Origin of the sequence: Streptomyces albidochromogenes, assembly GCF_005981925.1 — a bacterium.
GTDB lineage: Bacteria > Actinomycetota > Actinomycetes > Streptomycetales > Streptomycetaceae > Streptomyces > Streptomyces albidochromogenes.
This window is the reverse complement of the sequence record NZ_VBVX01000133.1, coordinates 1-17310: the sequence shown is the minus strand read 5'-3', so window position 1 is coordinate 17310 and position 17310 is coordinate 1. Positions and strand designations below refer to the sequence as shown.

Here is a 17310-nt window from a genome sequence, read left to right as displayed (position 1 = left end):
GGCGGGTGAGGGTGATCTGCCGGACCAGCTGCTGGAAGCAGGCGAGTGAGGCGAGCGAGGGAAGGGCCGCGGCTGTCGCGTCGACCGGTGTCCGGGGTGCCTGCGCTACGCATAGGAGCATGGAGAAGGTGGAGAACAGCAGCATGACAGCCCAGGAATGAGTTGCCCGGCGCCGGTGAAGGGCTGCGCGCAGAATCGACAACGAGGCGGCCATCCACGGCCCGTAGACCAGCACCGGCCACCATCCGACCGCCACTCCGGAGGTGCGGTACTTGGCGAGGTGACGCAGCGGGTCGTAGGTGACCATGCCGCCGAAGACACACACCATGGACACCACGACGGCGGCGAGCGCGGCGAGGAAGAAGCTGGTGGTGCGCAGCACCCCGAGGTTGCTCTGCTTTCGGGGCGCACGGCGGCGCCGGGAGGGCGAGGGGCGCAGGGGCGGCAGTTCGGCGGTGGTCTCGGTCAGGTCTGTGAGCGGGAGGCCGACGGCTTCGGTGGTCGGCAGCTCGTCAAGGCCCGCGAGCGGGGGGCCGGCCGCGGCCTTTTGCGTCTCGATCGCTTCGTGGAGGAGGTAGGCGAGTTCCTCTGCTGGGTCCCAGTGCGTGTTCAGCTGGTCGACCAGGGTTGCGGGGCGGTCCCAGACTCCGGCCTGCGGCTGACCGTCGGTCGGGTGGGACCAGCTGGCGGCCGAGGGCGGTTGTGGGCGGCTGTGACGGCCGCGTGACTCACCCATGAACGGCCCTACGGCTGAGCTGACCAGCATGCCCGCCGTGAGGTCTCGGGCCGCTGTCAGCGCCGTCGAGGATGTCCTCGATGCTTCCCAGCTGCGCCAGTAAGTTCTCGAGGAGGCAGGCGGAGTACCGCAGGGCGATGCATCGGTCTTTGTCGTGCAGGGTCGCGTTGGTTCCCCAGATAGGGTGACCGGCGGTAGGGGTGAATACCCACTCACCCATGCGAACAGTGTCCGTCCTGCTCTTCACGCCAATCGGCTGCAATCCAGGGGTGAGCAGTGGGCTTGCCTTCGTCATAATCCGTCCAACGGCGCCCGCATTGACCAGGATGCGCGGCAAACGGGTGGCCGCCTTGTCGCATATGGAGTAATTCCGCCTAGTGGTTTATCGGTTCTGCACGTTCCTGCGGTATACGACCCGCTGCACCGCCTGAACAGACACAAGTCAGCACGGAGTGGGGTTCGACGTCTGGCTCCGGGAGGAGCACCTTCCCGCACACGGTTGCCAGAGGAAGCAGACGTCCACGGTCTTGCTGCCCCTGTTGGCCCAGCGACGAAATTCATGGCGCGCGAGCGAAGCGCCGTGAGGCAGCCGTGATCACGATGCCGCATCGCTCGCATACGACGGTGGTCTTCGTCAGCGACGGCCGTACCCGGTCAGCCACGAGATGGCGCGTTCGATGCCCCAGCGCGCCGGCCGAGGCGTCCGCTGGACTCGGTTCCTTTGCGGGCGATCCGCACGCCGATGCGTTGCGTCGTAGCCACTTCCGCAGATGAGGGATGTCGTACGACGTGTCTGCGTGGAGGCGTTGAGGCTTGGAGTCGGCTGCATGGGACTCCTGTCCCCATGCGGAAGTTGGACAAGATCGGCTTCAGCGCCTGGCTGTCGTGGGTGTTGGCCGCGGAGAGTCCGACGCGTAGGGGCAGTCCGTGCGCGCGTCTTGGAACCGCGCCCCTGGCCGTCCTGGAACCGGTGACGGTGCCGTCACGGCTGACACACCACCCGCATGCTGTCGTCCGGACGATGCAGAAAGCAACCCAACCCCTCGGGCTGACACGGTCAGTCCAAGTAACGCGCTCTACGGATCGTGCAGGCGCTCCTCACCGCCATCGAACGCAACGGCCATACCTGTGCCGCTGGCACCGTGGGCGCGACAACGCTGCCTCACCGCCGCCTTCCTGCCTGTCCGTACTGCACGATCAAAGCCCAAGGGCAGACGGTCGAATTCCGAGCGCTGCAGGAGAAGGAGCGAAGCGTGCACATTCCGACGGACAAGGAGCTCGCCTCTGAGCGACTGCGCGTTGCCCTCGGCGGCAGCCAGTGGCCTCACGGGTCCGAGCGGGCTGACAGCAGTCAGCGCCCCGGGCACGTGGGTGGACTCGGTGAACTGGCGCGGCGCCTCGCGCGCCACCTGGGAGGCGATCTTCGCAACGACCCGGTGGGCGACGCACCGTGCTCCCCGCAGGGATGCCCGGGCGCCGAGCGGCTTCACCGGTCACTGCCGCCTGTCTCCCCGAGCCCGTCGCCGGTCATCGCGGATCCGCTCCTGCCGGTCTCGGCGGCGGACGAAGTCGCCAGGTTCGAGATCGCCTTCCATGAACCGCCCGACCACGAGCCCGACGACGCCCAGCCCCAGCACCAGCAGGAAAGCCCAGAAGCCACCGAAATACGCGGCGAAACCCAGCGCCATTCCGGCCATCAAACCCACCATGGCCCTGCTCATCACGCGCTCCTTCACTCAAGCGAGCTGCACCGCCCCGGCTACTGGATCCGCTGCCGCTCTTCCCCTTCGTCCTGCTCGTCGGGCAGGTTCACATCACTGACCATGATGTTGACTTCCACGACCTCCCGACCCGCCGTCCGCTCCACCGCGGAGGTCACGTTCTCCCGCACCGCACCGGCCACATCCGTGATGGCAACGCCGTAGTCGACGACGATCTCCAAATCGATGGACGCCTGCGACTCTCCCACCTCGACAGCGACCCCCCGTATGACGGACTGGCCACTCCCGGCGCCCGGCATCCGCTCCCGCATGGAGCCCATCGAGCGCGCGAATCCGCCGCCCAGGGCATAGACACCGCGCACGTCCCGTGCCGCCATTCCGGCGATCTTCTCCAACACCACATCGGCGATGGCCGTCCGGCCACGAGAACCGGGCGCACCCCCGTGCATTGCGCCGGTGTTCTCAGCCATCAGGGTATTCCTCCGTCGAGAAGCCCGCTTCGCATTCTTTGTTCGAATTATAGCCCCATTGGCGGTTTGTCTGAGATGTTGACTGTCGGGCGGGGTGGTCCACCAAGTGGCCCGAGCGTTCCTGCCGACGAGCCCCGCGGACACTCCGGGCACAGTTGCGGCAGGGAGAGGACCGCGGCCATGGGAGGGGGTGAGCGGTGGTGAAAACCGATGCGTGGACGCAGGCAGTACCGCACCAGCTCGACCTGGGACGGCTGCTGCTCCCGCTCGGCGGGCCCAGCGGCGGGACATGGATCACCGAACAAGCCGCCGTCCGGTCCTCGGGCTCGCGGCCGCAAATACCCCGGGGTTTGGATGGAGTCTCTGTGCATCGTGTGTGAGCTGGCGCCTGGCGCCCGCCGGGCAATGGGCTGCGTGGTGACCCTGCATGGGGTCCGCGCATGCCGACTCGGATGGGGCCTCATTGCGACGCCGGCGGCCGGGAAGGTGAGCGGCGTTGTTCACCGTGCCATCCTCCTCGTCACTTCGCTGCGCAGCTTCGTCCTCGCCGAGTGTTGCGAGAACAACCGGTAAGGCTGGCCGGCGCGCCGTAAACCGTTTATGGGGCGGCGCTTCACTTCGCCACGCCCGCTGGGGGCGGTTTCGTAGGAGCACCTGGTTGGCGGCGCTTCGGCGAGCACGGATCGGATGGGCTCATGAACAGTGGGAAACATTCCCTCATTCGGTGCAAGAATGCCCCGGCAAATCAGGTGGTAAGTCGGATTATAGAGAATGCGCATTCGCTTACTTTCATCGCGCCGGGCCCCGTTTGAATGCCTGATCATGCCCCTCGCCGCTCTTACTTATTGCTGGCGCCCGGATATTTCTGCGTAATATGCGGCGACACAGAAATGGCTGCCCGGGCGATCGGTAGGGCCCGGTGCATGACCCCCGGCCCCCTTCAAAGGAAATGGCCTCTCGATGAAGCTGCAGTTCCCTCAAGCGGCTCGGCGCCGCGCATTGTCCGGCTGGCTGGCCTCGGTTGTGGCCGCAACGGTCGCGGCCGTGATGGTCGTCGTGACCCCAACGACGGCGCTGGCGATCGCGACACCCGTACCTTTGGGCACCGCCGCCAGTTTCTCCGTTCTAGCAGGTTCGGAGATCACCAATACCGGACCCTCTGTGATCGACCACGACCTTGGGGTGCACCCGGGCACAGCCATCAGCGGATTTCCTCCCGGCATCGTGCTCGGCGCCGTGCATTCCGCGGACGCTGTCGCGCAACAGGCCAAGTCTGATCTGGTCCAGGCGTACAACAACGCGGCCGGCCAGGCCACCGACTTCGCGCTTCCGGCGGGCATCGGCAATGGCAACACGCTGCTTCCGGGCGTCCACACCGCCGTATCCGGTGTCGGACTCACCGGCGACCTGATCCTGGACGCCGGCGGAAACCCCAACGCCGTCTGGGTGTTCCAGATCCCGGAAGCCCTGACGACGGCTTCCTCCAGCCGGGTGCTTCTCACGAACGGTGCCTCGGCATGCAACGTGTACTGGCAGATCGGTAGTTCGGCCACGCTCGGCACCAGCTCCACCTTCGTCGGCACGATCATGGCGCTGACCTCGATCAGCGTGACCACGGGGACGAACATCGAGGGCCGGGCGCTGGCCCGAAACGGTGCCGTGACGCTCGACACCAATCGGATCTTCCTCGGCGGGTGCGCGACCACCACCGGTGGAACGACGTCGGGGACGACCACCGGGACCACGACGGGCACGACCACCGGAACCACGGCCGGCACGACTGCCGGAGCGACCACCGGCGGATCCACCGGTGGCCTGATCAGTGGAGGGCTCCTGGGCGGACCCGTCCTGGGCGGCCCCATCGTCAGCATCGTGGGCGGTAGTACCTCGGGGAGTATCTCCGGCAACACCGCAGGGAACACGCGGGGCAACACCGCTGGCATCACGCAGGGCAACACATCGGGGAACACTGCGGGGAATACCGCCGGGAACACCGCCGGCGGGAACACGCAGGGCAATATCGCCGGGAACACCACGGGCGGGCACGGCGGCAAGCCCGGCAAGCCGGGCCACCACGACAAGCCCGGCGGGCCGGGCCACCACCACGACAAGCCCGGTGGGCCCGGCCACCACGACGACAGGCCGGGCGGGCCGGAGCACGGTGACAAGCCGGGCCACGGACACGAGGAAGGGCACGGCAAGCCCGACCACGGCAACGAGGAAGACGTCTACAGCTACGGCTACGGCAACAAGCCGGCGAGCCACAAGGGTTAGGCAGCACGCTGCCGCAGGCCCGCTCATCGACTGATGGTGCACGGCGGAATCGTCATCGAACCGCCGTGCACCACCGGTGAAGGTCAGAGATGTCAGGCGCGAGTGGCTGAAATGGGAAAGACAAGGTGGCCGGTGTCGAGCGCGATGAGATCAGCAGACGTGAGGGAACTCCAGCAGTCCGATAGTGGCCCGGCCTCGAACGGATGTCAGAGCGACGGGGTCGCCGTTGGCAGAGGGCAGCGGGGTGCCCGCGTACTGAAGGCGGGGCTGCGCACCGTCGTGGTTCTGTGTCTGTTCACGACTCTCGTCCATGTCGTCCTCGTGTTCCTTCACGTGGCGCCGGCCAACACCGTCTCGAAGAGATACACCGCGGCGATCGACGCATGGGTGTACCCCTACTTCGAACAGAACTGGCGCCTGTTCGCCCCGGACCCCGACTCCGTCAACCGGCAAATCCTGGCGAGAACCGCAGACACAGGTGCCGACGGATCGGTCAAGGTGAGCGACTGGTTCGACCTGACCGCCGTAGACAACTCCACAGTCGAGCACAATCCGTTCCCGAGCCACACGACGCAGAACCTACTGCGCCGCGCCTGGACCTCCTACACCGAAACACACGGAGGGGACGACAAGGCGCGCACAGAACGCGCCGTAATGATCCAGAAGTATCTGAACAACATCGCCGCGGACCGCGTCACGGCTCACAACGGCGGCACGTTCGACTTCATTCAGCTTCGTGTCATCACACAGCCCATCCCCGCACCAGGCACGGCAACCAGCGGCCCGCGTACGCCCGCCGAGACCCGGCTCCTGCCCTGGTGGAAGGTGACCACCCATGGGAAATGAACAGACCCCCAAGAGCGTCTCCACGACACCAGCGCCCCAAAGGCCAACGAGTGGAGAGAGCGTGCCTGCCGGCGCTGCCCGATGGGCCATCGACCGGATCCGCACGCTGTGGGCCCTGGTGACCGTTCGGCCGGTGTCCCTGTACGCCGCGTCGGTGCTGCGCATCGGCTACGGACTGCTCTACCTGATCTTCCTGTTGCGCGAGTTCCCGTACCGCCACGAGATCTGGGGCCCCAGCTCCCCCTGGACACCCGCGCTGGCACGACAGCTTTTCGACCAGACAGGGTGGAACAGCATCCTGACTCTGTCCGACAGCCGCACCTACTTCGAACTCTGCTACGCGACCGCCCTCGTCACGTCCACCCTGTTCATGCTGGGCTGGCGCACCCGCCTCCTGTCCGTCCTCTTCGCCGTCGTGGTGATCTCGTTCCATGCCCGATCGATCTTCATGACGGACGGGGGCGACAATCTGATCCTGCTGATGGCGGTCTACCTCGTCCTCACCGCGTGCGGCCGGCGCTGGTCCCTGGACGCACGCAGAGTACGGATCAGAGCGGCTCGTGCGGGCGGCACGACGGAACCGGTGCGTAGCTTCTTGTCACAGCAACTCCGCGACGCCCGCATCGCCCTGATCACCGTGGTGCACAACTGCGGCATCTTCGTCATCGCGGCCCAGGTCTGCTTCCTCTACGGATCAACCGGCCTGTACAAGGTCCAGGGCGCTACCTGGGGCAACGGCACCGCGCTCCACTACGCCCTGAACCTCGAACTCTTCCAGCCCTGGCCCGCACTCTCCCACCTCGTGGACCAGTACCCGCTCCCTGTCGCCCTCGCCTGCTACATGACGGTCCTCTTGCAGGTCGCCTTCCCGTTCGTGCTCTTCGGGCGGCTCAAGTACCCCGTCCTTGCCTTGCTGCTGTGCATGCACATCGGTATCGCAGTGCTCATGGGGTTGCCTCTCTTCTCCGGTGCCATGATCGTCGCGGACGCCGTATTCCTGCCGGATCGCTTCTACTGCCTTCTGTGGCGGCTGTGGAAACGTGCTACCCAACGCATCGGTGCCAAAGATGCGGATGCCTCACTCGGGCAGAGATCCGCGCCTGTACCGGCACAGCCGGGACCGGTGTCGGCGACGACATCGAGTTCCGCAGCGCGGTGACCAGATTTCTGCTCGCCACAGCGGCTCCGCCTCGCCCATCGACTGCGTGACAGAAGTCCGGGCGGAGCAGGAGGAGGCAGAGCCATGCGGGCCGATGGATTCTGCGACCGGATTGCTGAGCGGACCGGAGCGAGTGCCGAGACCGCCCGTTGTGACGCCGAGGTGGAGCTGGCCCGCCTCGGCGACGATCTCCCTCCGGACCAGGCCGCGCGGATCCCTGACGAGCTGCTGAGGCAACGCACCTGGTCTCCTGACGACTCAGCGTCTCCCGCACTTCCAAGTTTCCGCATGCGTGCGGACCCGGGCGCAGGACGGCGGTAACCAGCGAAGGCAGCGTTCGGCTGAGCATGTCAGGGCCGACGCCAGATCAGGGTTCCTGGGTTCGGGGAGCCCAGGCCCATGGGTTGGCGGCCGCTCCGGACGCGACATCCGGTGCTCCTTGGGGCCGCGAACATACGTGACCGAGGGCAGTGGGAGGCGGCTGGCTGAGTGGCACCGTGGCCGGGCGGCACGAGCGGGCATGCCCCATGCGGAGATCCGCACAGTTGCTCCCGCTGAAGCGCGCCTGCGGTCCGGGGGCCGCATCAGGTGCTTGCGCCGCCACGGCGAGAGGAGCCTCTGACAAGGTTGCCTGGGGCAAATGCCAACGTAAGAGTCCGTTTCGGCAGTCCACGAACACGACGGCCCGGCGCTTGATCGACAAGTCCTGCTCCATGGCAATCTGCGTTTCGGAAGAGTGACTTGGAGCCCGGAGGTACACCGCCCGTGGCGGCGAACAACAATCCCACCGTCAGGAAGCGCCGCCTGGGAGCCGAGCTCCGCCGGCTCCGCCAGGCCAGTGGGCTGAAGAGCACCGAAGTGGCAGAGCGGCTCATGGTGTCGCAGCCCAAGATCAGTCACCTGGAGAACGGCCGTCGCACCATCAGCGCCCGCGACGTACGGGATCTGTGCGTGATTTACGGCGTGACGGACCAGCAGGTCATCGACTCACTGGTGCGGATGGCCAGGGAATGCGCGCAGCCGGGTTGGTGGAACGTCTACGGCGACATCCCCCAGAGCGTCTACATTGGCCTGGAGGCGGACGCTGCTACCATCCACGCCTACGAGCCCCTGGTGATCCCCGCTCTGCTGCAAACCCCCGCCTACGCCCATGCCGTCATTGCGGAAACGATCCCTCTGCTCACGGCCGCACAGGCCGCCACCCGTCTCAAGGTGCGGCTGCGCCGCCAGCACCGGATCTACGACCCGGCTCGCCCGCTGCGTCTGTGGGTCGTCCTGGACGAGTCGGCCTTGCGCCGCGCCGTCGGCGGCCCCGACATCATGCGCGAACAACTGGAGCACCTCGAGGCCATCGGCGCCGAGCCGCACATCACCGTGCAGATCCTGCCCTACACCGTGGGAGCCCACCCGGGCCTATCGGGACAGTTCTCCATCCTGCGGTTCGCCGACAGTCCCGACTCGGTGGTGTATCTGGAGCGGTTCACCAGCGATCTCTACCTGGAGAAACCGTCCGACGTCCAGCACTACAGCGTGATGTACGACCACCTCCAAGCCCAGGCCCTCAACCCCCACAGCAGCCGCGACTTCATCACCGACGCCGCCAGGTCGTACATCAACGCGGCGAGCCGGCCAGGAGGCTGCACGACCAACGGATGCGAACAGCGCGGTGGAGTCACACTTGTGCATGACGGCTTATAAGCGCATCGGACCGTAACGCAGGGCTGCTCGGCGCCTCTGGGAGCGACGCCCCTCGGGAGGTTCACGAGGAGCGCCTGGCGGCGTCACCTTCCCCGGCGTTACGGGATCGCTGGCCCCGCCGTATGCCTCGTAGGAGGCGGCGGGGCTTGCCGAAACGGACTTTTACATTGGCATTCGCCCGGCAGGGAACCTCCGGCGTCAGTTGCCGACCTGAGGAGTCGAGAGCAGCTACTCGGAGCCTGGAGCGCAGGTGGGCCTGCCGCGCGGTGACCAGGCCGCGCCAGCGATTGTGGGTGTGTTGTTCGCTGTCGAGCCACCGGGCTCCGGAGGTTTGATCGACAGGCGTGTCGGCCCTGAGGTGGGCGATGTCGACGTAGTGGGCGTAGTCGGGCGCCTGAAGAGCGGCTCGTCATTCGTATCGGGTGCGGAGCCGTTTGAACTGGTGCAGCCATGCGAAGGCGCGCTCGACGACCCAGCGCACCTTGCCCAATCTTTGAACCGTGGGCGACGCCGCGTCGGGCGGTCAGCGGTTGACGGCGCCGTTCGGGAGAGGATGGCAGCCGCGGTGCCACCCGCTCCCACAGGGCTTCAGGAACAAGATCGATACGCCCCCGGACACACTGCCGACCAAGATCGGCGCGTGCAGAGCCGTAGCTGAGCGCATATCTGCCCCTGGCGTCGTCCGGGGTGTCACGGTGCTCCGCGCGGATGCGCTCTGTGGCCGAGCCGGACAGGGATTTGGTGGGTGCGGGAATTGCGGGTGTCCAAGCTGGTGTGGGCGGCCTTTGAGGGGCAGGCTGTGAAGTGCACCGGCTTGGGCAGATCGCGCGAGAGGGAACCCGGCTAATGATTCAGATCGCGGATATCCGTGAATGGCGTACCCACGATGTCGTCGACGCGGGTGGTCAGAAGATCGGTGTGCTGGAAGCGGTTTACGTGGACACCAGCACCGACGAGCCGGCCATGGCCACTGTCCAGGTCGGGCTGCCCACCCGGCGCCACCTGGTCTTCGTTCCGCTCGCGGGAGCGCTGGTCGGACCGGGTTACGTCAAGGTCGACTACGACCGGTCGCTGGTGAAGAAATGCCCCTCGATCGGCACGGACGATGTCCTGCCTGCCGAAGACGAGGCGGCAGTTTTCGCGCACTACGGCCTGCCGTACAAGCCCGGTGCGAACGGCGAGCGTCAGCTCGCCCGCCGCTGACCCGCCCGTCAAGGAGGTTTACCAGTCATGACGCTTTTCTTGATCCTCGTCATCGCGGCGATCGTGCTGGGCTTCATCGGCGTCGTCGCCGAAGGATTGTTCTACCTGCTGGTCATCGGCATCGCAGTGTTCGTCGCGGCCCTGATCTACCTCGGTCTCCACATGCGGCGCTCCGGCCGACGCCGCCCGCTGCGCTGACTGCCCGGGCAGTTCCGCGACACACCGACGCCGCCGACAGCAGCTGGGCCAAGGTGGTCACGTGCAAACTGGCGAGCCGCGGTCGCCGGATTTCTGAGGGTGCGGGGCATGACGGGCCGTCAAGGGTGCAGTCTGCGGTTCGGTGCGTCGTAGAGAGGCAGGCGTACGCCCGATGAAGTCTCGTGCAGTACGGGTGAGGTGGGCTTGGTCGGCGAAGCCTGCGGTGGCTGCGGCCAGGGCGGCAGTCGAGTCCGGCAAGTGAGCGATCGCGGTGCGGAGCCGGCCCCATCGGCGCAAACGCGCCAGCGCAATGCCCACGTCCTGGCCGACCAGGGCGCGCAATCGCGGGGCCGACAGGCCGGCCTTGATGGCGATGGAGGCGATGGGCATGTCCGGATCGTGCAACGTACACAGGTGGACGGCGTGGGCGACTCTCGGATCGAGTAGGGAGGGGCGCCCGGCGAGTGTTCGCAGTTCGGTGTATCCGGCGGCCAGATCCGTGCAGGTGCCGGGGCCGTCGGAATCGGTGGTGCCGAGCGCGTCGAGCAAGCGGCGGACCTGCCTGAACCGAGCGGTATCGGCCCCGGGCGGGAGGGCAGTAGCCAGGAGTCGATGAACAGGGCGATGTAGGGAGAGGTCGCCGCACAGGTGTGGGACAGCTGGGGCGGAACGATCAGCCCGGGCGCCGCCACCATGGGCCGTCCCGGCTGGAGGAGTTCGGCGTGGCCGCCGATCGGCAGCACGGCCTTCCACGCGGGCAGCCGGTGCTGGGCGACGCGGAGCGGGCGGGACTCGGCGAACGTCGTCGCCTCGGGGCCGGAGGCGAAGACAATGCGGCGATCGCCTCGGAACTGGCCGAGAGTTACCCTGAGTTGCGAATACGATTGTTCACCGGTGCCGATGACGTAGGGTCCGGACTCGCGCCGCGTGCCCGAACCCACCTGCGGCGCGCGCTCGACCGTCTGGGCGCCTCGGTTCATCCGAAGACACTTGTCGCGACGGTGCGGGAGGGCGCCTTGGACACCCGCGACGGCGCGTCGTTCGCCGCTGACGCAGTCGTGTGGACCACCGGGTTCCAGGTGCCCGAGGTGGCGCGCGGCAGGTTTCGCGACGGATGAGAGCGGCCGGATGCTCGTCGACGCCACCCTGCGCTCGATCTCGCACCCTGAGGTGTATGCCGTCGGCGACGCGGCTGCCGCGGTCTCGGTGGGCGGAGCGCCGAGCCGAATGTCCTGCCAGGCGGCCCTGCCCATGGGCCGGGGTGTGGCCGACGTCGTTGCGGCTCGGCTGACGGGCCGGGACCCCGGGCCCGTTCGGATCGGTTACACCTTCACCAACATCAGTCTTGGCCGTCGTGACGGAGTCGTCCAGTTCACGCACGTCGACGACCGCCCGCGCAGGCTCGTCTTGACAGGACGCGCAGCGGCGGCTTTCACGGAGGCTGTCGTGCGAAGCACAGTACGGTCCGGGGCCGCATGCTGAGCCGGGCAGCGACGAGTCGGATTCCAGCCTCAAGACCGCCGAGGCCACAGGAGACTGACCATCAAGCTCGGCTGCTATCTGCGGCCTTGCGGCTCTCGTGGTCGCCGAGGTCGGCTACCAGCCTCTCGAACGCGCGGAAGTCAATCTGGTCAGCCAGGTGATCTCAAAACGCTACGAAAAGGGCTCGATCATCCTGACCTCGAACAAGACCTTCAGCGAACTGGGGGCAAGTGCGCGGATACGAATTCCTCGCCACCGCCATCCTCGACCGCCTCCTCCATAACTGCGACGTCATCTCCATCAACGGTCCCAGCTACCGGCTCAAGAATCGGCTCGCTGCCATCGACGTGAACGGGACGACGCGCCCTGACCAAGCTTCCCGGAGTTTTCACAGGTCAGCCCAGACATGCCCCTCGGAGTAGTCGTGCGAGCCTCAGAAGTACCAGTTGGCAAGATCCCCGATTCGCTCGATGCAATCCTCGAAGTAGGCATCGGGTGCCGGCTTGGGCCCGGTGCGGATCCCGGCCTGCTCCACCCGTGTTCCGGCACAGGCAACGCCACTGCGACGGTTCCGTGCACGGCCCCAGTCCCGGCGATCACCCCCAGGTGGCTCCATTCGGCGGAATTGGCGCCGTGGACGCGGTCGATCTCGCTACCGGGCCGGAGGGTGCTTGCGTGCGGGGTCCAACCGGTAGTCGGGACAGTCACGGTTCTGACATGCGCCCGGGCCCCACACGGGAACGAAGACTCCAAGCGTCTTGTGGCGGTGGACTGCGGCCGGCACGGACTGCTGACAGGTCGGACACACGTAAGCGTCGACCTTGCGCTTCATCTTGACCATATCTTTACGATATGCCCTAATCGCCCCATCAGGAAGGGGTCGGCTTCCAGGCCAACGCGACTCCGGGTCGTCCGCCACGGGTGATGGGCTGCGCGCTTCGACTTGTTCGGTGGCCGGCGAGGCGTCGCTGCGTTCGTCGGCCTGTTCCGGAAGGCCTGTCGGGGCCGGCCGTCTGAGGCTGAGCACCACGGAACCTGTCAGCACGATGACGATGACCGCGAGGCTGAGCGGTGAGGGGATCTCCGGGATGCTGGGGCTGATCAGTTTGTGGGCAGCCTGGAGGATGAGTTTGACGCCGATGAAGGCGAGGATGATCGCCAGGCCCTTGCTCAGGTAGTGGAAGCGGTCCAGTAGGCCAGCCAGCATGAAGTACAGGGCCCGCAGGCCGAGGATGGCAAAGGCATTGCTGGTGTAGACGATGAAGGCGTCGTCGCTGACCGCGAGTACGGCGGGGACGCTGTCGACGGCGAAGATCAGGTCGGCGGCCTCGATCGCGGCCACGACCGCGAGCAGCGGGGTCCCCACGCGCTTGCCGGCTTCTTCGACGAAGAACCTGGCTCCGGCGTACTCGTCCCGGACCGGGATGATCTTGCGGAGCATCCGTACGGCGAAGCTCTTGCCCGGGTCGAAGCTCTCCTCCTCGTCCTTGAGGAGCTTGTAGGTGCTGTAGAAGAGCACCGCCGCGAAGGCGAACAGCACCGCGGTGAAGCGGCTGACCACGGCAACGCCCAGGGACAGGAAGATGCCGCGAAAGACGAGGGCGCCGATCACGCCGAAGAACAGCACCCGGTGCTGATAGGCGCGGGGCACCCTGAAGTAGGCGAAGATCACGGCGAAGACGAAGAGATTGTCGACCGACAGGCTCTTCTCCAGCAGCCACGCCGTCGTGTACTCGGTGCCCGCCGTCGTACCAAGGACAAGAAAGATGACCGCGCCGAAGATCAGGGCGAGGCTCACCCACAGGCCGCTCCAGGCGGCAGCCTCCTTGAAACCGATGACGTGCGCGGTGCGGTGGGACAGCAGATCCACCGCCAGCGACACCACCACCGTCGCGGCGAACGCCCCCCACAGCCAAAGCGGGACCTCAAGCACACCAGCAACCCTCACCATGGGCCCGCGCGAAGCACGCCGACCTATACATCGCAGTGTGCGGCATTGCGCCCACAGGCGCACATGGAGCGGTCTCGGCCCCACAGGGTCACTCCTGCGCAATGCACACCGACGCGGTCACGGCCGCGTGCACCCCCGAATGCTCACCAGTCACGGTCCCGAGTCGGGCAGATCACTACATTCGTGCAGCTGACAGACCCACTGCGAGGGCCTGGTAGCGGTCGGCCTCCGGCGGTGCGGCGGCCTGACGGCTTCGGCGGCAGTTACTGCCGGCCGACGTCGTCGGCGTGGCGCCGTGGTGCGTACGGACAGGTCGCCGGCCGTCCAGGCAACCCGCGTGATGTCTCGTCCCGGCGCTGGTCGGTGAACCTCTGTCTAGATTTGCCCAGCGGACGGCGCGCTCGGCTGGAGGCTCGGGTCGAGCCTTCGCCCGGGCGGCAGATCCCTATGGCGAGATCCTTACGGGGCCGTGGCCTCACCGGTTCGCGGTCGTGACCTTCACCGGTTCGATGTCGGGTGCGCTGTGCCGCTGGGCCCAGTTCTCCAGGGCCGTGCGGCAGGCGTGGTCGAGGTGGTGCAGCCCGGACAGGTCCACCTCGATCGGCCGGTTCTGTGGAAGGGCCTCCAGGCTGTCGAGTATCTTCGGCAGCCGCAGGAACGTCGCGTTGCCCGACAGGTACACCTGGATCGGCCCGCTGCCCTTGTCTATGACTTCTGTCTTCAGGTGCGATGTCTCCCAGGCGGTCTTGATCACCGCCAGCGCCAGGCCGATGAGCACGCCCTCGAACATGTTCACGGCGACGATCGACACGGCCGTGACCATCAGGATCAACGCCTCGCCCTTGTGGGCCCGCCACAGCCCGGCGATCTGGCGGAACGGGATCAGCTTCCATCCGGCGTGCACCAGGATGCCGGCGAGCGCGGGCAGCGGGATCAGCGCCAGGGCGGAGGGCAGCGCGGCGGCGAACAGCAGCAGCCACACGCCATGCAGCACACGCGACGCCTTGGTCTTGGCGCCCGCGTTGACGTTGGCGGAGCTGCGCACGATCACCGCGGTCATCGGCAGCGCGCCGAGCAGACCGCACACTGTGTTGCCCCCACCCTGGGCGATCATCTCCTTGTCGTACTGGGTGCGCGGACCGTCGTGCAGCCGGTCCACCGCGCCCGCGCTGAACAGCGACTCGGCGGAGGCGATCAGTGCGAACGCGATGATCGTGCCCCAGATGGCCGGGCTGGCGAGTTCACCGAAGGCGTCCGCGCCGGGCGGCTGGATGACGCCGAGCAGACCCTCCACCTCCACGGTGTCGACTGGCAGGCCGAAGGCGAGGGCGGCGACCGTGGCCAGCAACACCGCGGCAAGGGCGCCGGGCACGACCTGCGCCTTCTTCGGCGTCTTCTTCCACAGCACGATGACAGCGATGGTGGCAGCGCCCATCGCGAGCGAGACGAGCGCCTTGGTGCTGCCGAGGGCGTCGGCGAACGCCCCGGGAAGGCCGGCGATCTTGCCGATGCCGGTTTCCGGGGCCTTGATGCCTGCCGCCGCGTAGATCTGCCCGGCGATGATCACCAGGCCGATGCCGCAGAGCATGCCCTCGACGACCGAGACAGCAATCGCCCGGAACCAACGGCCGACCCTGAGGAAGCCCATGGCGAGCTGGAGCAATCCGGCCATGAGCACGATCACGCCGAGCGCGGTTACTCCGAACTCACTGACCGCCTCGAAGACCAGAACGGTCAGGCCCGCGGCCGGCCCCGAAACCTGAAGACTGCTGCCGGGCAGACAGCCGGTGACCAGGCCACCCACGATGCCAGTGACCAGGCCCAGCTCCGCGGGGACTCCGGAGGCGACCGCCACGCCGACGCACAGCGGCACAGCGACCAGGAAAACGACGATGGAGGCGGCGAAGTCCTGCCACAGATAAGGGAACTTCGACATCACAGCCGGCCCCTTCACAGCGCCTCGAACGTGTCGGACTCCACGCGGTGCTCGCGCACGGCCCCGGTGTGGACCTCGTAGTACCAGCCGTGCAGCTGGAGTTGGTCCGCCTGCAGGCGTTGCTCGATGCACGGGTAAGAGCGCAGCCGCAGCAGCTGCGTCAGGACATGGTTCTGCACGGCCTCGGCGACCGTCGGGTCAGCGGGGTCAGAGCACTTGGGCTCGTCGGCGGCGTGCTTGAGCCAGTCACGCACGGCAGGTACGGCGTTCAGGTCGTCGCCGCGCACCAGCGCGCCGACGGCGCCGCAGTAGGAGTGGCCGCAGACCACGATGTGCTGTACGCCGAGCACCTCGACGGCGTATTCGATGGTGGCCGCCTCGCTGGTGGGGCGCCCGGAGGCGTGTGGGGGGACGATGTTGCCCGCGGTGCGCAGCTCGAAGAGCTGGCCGGGGCGAGCGCCGGTGATCAGGGCCGGGACGACCCGAGAATCGGCGCAGGTGATGAACAAAGCCTCGGGCGTCTGGCCTTGGGCGAGGCCGACGAACTCCTCGGGGTGCTGTCCGAACGCGCGGGCATTGTCGATGAGGGGCTGCATGCGGTGATTCCTCCTGGCGCGCGTGGGGGCGCGTCGGACTGACGGGCGGGCGCCGCTCGGCTGCGGGACCCGGCGGCTGCCGGTGTGCGGGCCACGCCGGGTCACGGTCGCGGCGGGTGCGGTTGCGGACCACCTCCTCTCCTCTTGGCGCGCACGCCGAACTTCACCAAGGAAAGACAAAGGCAAGGTCAATGAAGGGTAATGGTGCGGGTGGGGTCGGATGATGCAGACTTTCCGAACTGGCGGGGTTCCGACTGAAAAACAGCCTCAGGTCGACGAGAAACCGCCCCGAGGTCGGAGGGGCGCGCGGCATCGGCGGAGCGCCCGACGACCGGGGTGGGGCTGGCATCGCCCCGGGCTCACCGCTGTGCGACGGTCCCGGAGCCCGGTACGCGAGGCGCGGCAGGGTTCGGCGGGCCCCTCGGGGCGGCCCGGCGCGAATGCTCACCCGTTCTTGGAAGGTGACTCGTGGCCAGCCCCGACAGTGAATTCCTCACCCGCGCGTCCGAGGCCGCCTTCGAGCTCGGCGCCGACGGCTTCCGTATGTCCGCTGTGACGATCACCTCCCGGCAGATCGCTTTCATCGACATGGGCACCGCGTCGTCCTGGCCGCCACCCGCCGGGGGCTGGCCGAACTGCTGGGCGGGCACCCGCAGCCGCCGTCACCGACCCGCCGGGGGGACGGCGGATCACTGCAACCGCCGCGCCACTAGGCCGACTCAGTGACTCCGAGTCATTGCGATCACCTTGCCGATCGCATGACGCCAATTGAGCCCGTCTGGATGGGTGATTTGACCTGGCCGACGACGCGACTGGTACACCGTCTGCCCACCGGGGCGCGTGGTGGAGTCCCAGCCCCGCACCTGTTCAGAGGCCTGCCTCGCCTGGTCCGCGTTCCCTTCGGCCGCCCAGGACCGGACGATGCCTGGGCGGTATCGCTGAAGGGGGTGGCGCTCTGCGGGCCGGTGGCGCCTGCCGCACCGTGCGGCCTGGTCCGGTTGTCCGCCGGGAGGGCGGGGCAGGCGTGCGAGATGTGAGGC

16 protein-coding genes and 2 pseudogenes are annotated in these 17310 nt (G+C 67.4%); 10 read left to right on the top strand and 8 right to left on the bottom strand.

Translation table 11 applies throughout. From position 1 onward, the window contains the following. The 3 genes from E2E34_RS18505 to E2E34_RS18490 all read right to left on the bottom strand — a co-directional run. The coding region (locus E2E34_RS18505; protein ID WP_244315856.1) for a DUF2637 domain-containing protein at positions 1-736 on the bottom strand (736 nt) is incomplete at its 3' end. Positions 737-2229: 1493 nt separating this feature from the next. Continuing rightward, positions 2230-2457, bottom strand: a complete 228-nt coding sequence (locus tag E2E34_RS18495) for a hypothetical protein (protein WP_138903027.1) — start codon at positions 2455-2457, stop codon at positions 2230-2232. Positions 2458-2495: 38 nt separating this feature from the next. Continuing rightward, complete coding sequence (locus tag E2E34_RS18490) at positions 2496-2927, bottom strand: Asp23/Gls24 family envelope stress response protein (protein ID WP_138903026.1); 432 nt, start codon at positions 2925-2927, stop codon at positions 2496-2498. Between the two features lie 960 nt (positions 2928-3887). On the opposite strand from E2E34_RS18490, the gene E2E34_RS18480 reads away from it, so the two are divergent. The 4 genes from E2E34_RS18480 to E2E34_RS18465 all read left to right on the top strand — a co-directional run bounded on the left by E2E34_RS18480 (position 3888) and on the right by E2E34_RS18465 (position 8904). After that, positions 3888-5201 (top strand): ice-binding family protein, encoded by a 1314-nt coding sequence (locus tag E2E34_RS18480; RefSeq protein WP_138903024.1) that lies wholly within the window; start codon positions 3888-3890, stop codon positions 5199-5201. 159 nt (positions 5202-5360) lie between these two features. Continuing rightward, entirely contained in the window at positions 5361-6047 is a 687-nt protein-coding gene (locus E2E34_RS18475) for a DUF5819 family protein (RefSeq protein ID WP_244315854.1), read from the top strand. After that, positions 6037-7206 carry an HTTM domain-containing protein gene (locus E2E34_RS18470; protein ID WP_138903023.1) on the top strand — a complete coding sequence of 390 codons (1170 nt, stop codon included), beginning with the start codon at positions 6037-6039 and terminating at the stop codon, positions 7204-7206. Before E2E34_RS18475 ends, E2E34_RS18470 begins: the two co-directional genes overlap by 11 nt. Positions 7207-7971: 765 nt before the next feature. Further along, positions 7972-8904, top strand: coding sequence for a helix-turn-helix domain-containing protein (locus E2E34_RS18465; RefSeq protein WP_138903022.1), 933 nt, complete (start codon positions 7972-7974; stop codon positions 8902-8904). Positions 8905-9313: 409 nt separating this feature from the next. Here the strand turns inward: E2E34_RS18465 and E2E34_RS18460 are convergent. Continuing rightward, a pseudogene (locus tag E2E34_RS18460) lies at positions 9314-9434 on the bottom strand (transposase); the annotation flags it as partial. Positions 9435-9750: 316 nt separating this feature from the next. Here E2E34_RS18460 and E2E34_RS18455 point away from each other — a divergent pair. Both E2E34_RS18455 and E2E34_RS35490 read left to right on the top strand, forming a co-directional pair. Next, on the top strand, positions 9751-10107 hold the full coding sequence (locus E2E34_RS18455) for a PRC-barrel domain-containing protein (RefSeq protein ID WP_138903021.1): 357 nt from the start codon (positions 9751-9753) through the stop codon (positions 10105-10107). A 27-nt stretch (positions 10108-10134) separates the two neighbouring features. Beyond that, the gene (locus E2E34_RS35490; RefSeq protein ID WP_167518313.1) at positions 10135-10305 is read left to right on the top strand and encodes a hypothetical protein; all 171 of its coding nucleotides are present in this window, start codon (positions 10135-10137) and stop codon (positions 10303-10305) included. 57 nt (positions 10306-10362) lie between these two features. On the opposite strand, the gene E2E34_RS18450 is transcribed toward E2E34_RS35490, so the two are convergent. Continuing rightward, positions 10363-10854 carry a helix-turn-helix domain-containing protein gene (locus E2E34_RS18450; RefSeq protein ID WP_244315852.1) on the bottom strand — a complete coding sequence of 164 codons (492 nt, stop codon included), beginning with the start codon at positions 10852-10854 and terminating at the stop codon, positions 10363-10365. 173 nt (positions 10855-11027) lie between these two features. Here E2E34_RS18450 and E2E34_RS18445 point away from each other — a divergent pair, with 173 nt between their 5' ends. The 3 genes from E2E34_RS18445 (at position 11028) to E2E34_RS37465 (ending at position 12209) form a co-directional block, all read left to right on the top strand. Beyond that, positions 11028-11423 (top strand): hypothetical protein, encoded by a 396-nt coding sequence (locus tag E2E34_RS18445; RefSeq protein WP_138903020.1) that lies wholly within the window; start codon positions 11028-11030, stop codon positions 11421-11423. A gap of 461 nt (positions 11424-11884) precedes the next feature. Then, on the top strand, positions 11885-12070 hold the full coding sequence (locus E2E34_RS37470; RefSeq protein ID WP_279637896.1) for an ATP-binding protein: 186 nt from the start codon (positions 11885-11887) through the stop codon (positions 12068-12070). Continuing rightward, positions 12018-12209, top strand: a complete 192-nt coding sequence (locus tag E2E34_RS37465) for an ATP-binding protein (protein ID WP_279637895.1) — start codon at positions 12018-12020, stop codon at positions 12207-12209. The genes E2E34_RS37470 and E2E34_RS37465 overlap by 53 nt, the downstream gene beginning before the upstream one ends. A gap of 563 nt (positions 12210-12772) precedes the next feature. Here E2E34_RS37465 and E2E34_RS18435 read toward each other — a convergent pair. From E2E34_RS18435 to E2E34_RS18425, 3 genes and pseudogenes are all read right to left on the bottom strand, one after another. Next, positions 12773-13720 (bottom strand): annotated as a pseudogene (locus tag E2E34_RS18435) (TerC family protein); the annotation flags it as partial. Positions 13721-14213: 493 nt separating this feature from the next. Then, positions 14214-15674: a SulP family inorganic anion transporter gene (locus E2E34_RS18430; RefSeq protein WP_138903019.1), complete on the bottom strand. Its 1461-nt coding sequence runs from the start codon at positions 15672-15674 to the stop codon at positions 14214-14216. A 14-nt stretch (positions 15675-15688) separates the two neighbouring features. Continuing rightward, positions 15689-16270 carry a carbonic anhydrase gene (locus E2E34_RS18425; protein WP_138903018.1) on the bottom strand — a complete coding sequence of 194 codons (582 nt, stop codon included), beginning with the start codon at positions 16268-16270 and terminating at the stop codon, positions 15689-15691. 468 nt (positions 16271-16738) lie between these two features. Here E2E34_RS18425 and E2E34_RS18420 point away from each other — a divergent pair, with 468 nt between their 5' ends. After that, positions 16739-16996 carry a hypothetical protein gene (locus tag E2E34_RS18420; RefSeq protein WP_138903017.1) on the top strand — a complete coding sequence of 86 codons (258 nt, stop codon included), beginning with the start codon at positions 16739-16741 and terminating at the stop codon, positions 16994-16996. The last annotated feature ends 314 nt before the right edge of the window (positions 16997-17310 follow it).